The sequence below is a fragment of the Pseudonocardia sp. EV170527-09 genome (genome assembly GCF_008369905.1).
In the GTDB taxonomy this organism is placed as follows: domain Bacteria; phylum Actinomycetota; class Actinomycetes; order Mycobacteriales; family Pseudonocardiaceae; genus Pseudonocardia.
The window spans coordinates 1-1,155 of record NZ_VRMC01000247.1; the positions used below are offsets into that span (position 1 = coordinate 1).

At 68.2% G+C, this 1,155-nt stretch carries 2 protein-coding genes and 1 pseudogene; 2 read left to right on the top strand and 1 reads right to left on the bottom strand.

Annotation, left to right across the window (positions count from 1 at the left end; translation table 11 throughout):
- Positions 1–170: integrase core domain-containing protein (locus FVA95_RS28840; RefSeq protein ID WP_149662779.1), on the top strand; the 170-nt coding region annotated here is incomplete at its 5' end.
- A gap of 68 nt (positions 171–238) precedes the next feature.
- Positions 239–643, top strand: a complete 405-nt coding sequence (locus FVA95_RS33370) for a hypothetical protein (protein WP_240051799.1) — start codon at positions 239–241, stop codon at positions 641–643.
- Positions 644–676: 33 nt separating this feature from the next.
- Here the strand turns inward: FVA95_RS33370 and FVA95_RS33375 are convergent.
- Positions 677–859, bottom strand: a pseudogene (locus FVA95_RS33375) (transposase family protein); the annotation flags it as partial.
- Between the last annotated feature and the right edge of the window lie 296 nt (positions 860–1,155).

The following is a 1,155-nucleotide window of genomic DNA, read 5'->3' on the forward strand; positions in this document are numbered from 1 at the left end:
GGACCCTGGCCGACGGCTGGGCCTACGCCCGACTCTATGAGTCGACCCGCCAACGCAACGACGCCCTACCCGGCTGGCTGCACTTCTACAATCACCACCGCGCTCACTCCGCCATCGGCGGCCAGCCACCAGTCACCAGGCTGACCAACCTCCCTGGACATCACACCTAGCCGCCGGCGGGGGCGGCTACATCCTGGGCGAGAAGCTGCGATCCGGGTCGGCCGAAGCAATCGCGGCGATGGCCCGCCAGGGCCGCTACCAGGAGGTGAGCGCGAACCTGCGGGTCAAGGAGGTCAAGATCTCCGAGACCGAGCGGTTCGTGGTCTGCCGCAACCCCGACGCCGCGGACCGCGACGCCGTCGTGCGCGCGAACCTCGTCGAACGACTCGAAACGATGATCACCGGGTCGGATCAGTTGTCGCCGACGCGCCGGGCCGAGCTGCGCGGAGTGATCTCCACCAAGCCCGGCCTGAACCGGTTCCTGCGCGTCACCGCGGGCGGGCTGCTCCGCATCGACGCCGCCAAGATCACCGCCGACGCCAAGCTCGACGGGAAGTACCTGCTCCGCACGTCCGACCCGCACCTGTCCACCGAGGACATCGCGCTGGGCTACAAGCAACTCCTCGAGGTCGAACGGGGCTGACGTCCGCGCCGGACACCCGGTGTTGTCGCAGAAGAACCGCCGCACCCGTAACCGCAGCTCCACCGGACGGCCGGCGATCGGCGCGTCGGCCAGATGGCGCCAGTACCGGCTATGCACCCGCCTCGAGGTGACCCCGCACCCGCACGTCGCCTCATCGCGAGGCAGTCGAACCTGCAGGACAACGCTGGGCCCGCGATCGAGCAGGCCCTCGATCACCAGGGAGGCGAGGTGCGGCAACAGCTGCGCAAGATCACATCCGGGTGATCTTGCCCCTGAGTCACGTCAGGATCCGGACGCCACGCCGAGCCGCGATCACGCAAAGTGCGCCAGAGCCAAGAACGAATGGCCATTGACACAGGCTCGACCTGAACTGATGGAGGCACCCTATCGGCCTTCCGGTTGGTCTCGGGTAGTCAGCACGGAGTCTCGGCGCGCCGGGCCCGCTGTATCAGAAACCTGTGGCAAGATCCCGGGCATGCCGAAACGGGAAGCCCAAGGCGGGCGCCCCTCCA

Excerpts from the sequence above, each read along its gene's own strand:
- FVA95_RS33370 (WP_240051799.1), top strand. The coding sequence starts at position 239 with ATGGCCCGCCAGGGCCGCTACCAGGAGGTGAGCGCGAACCTGCGGGTC.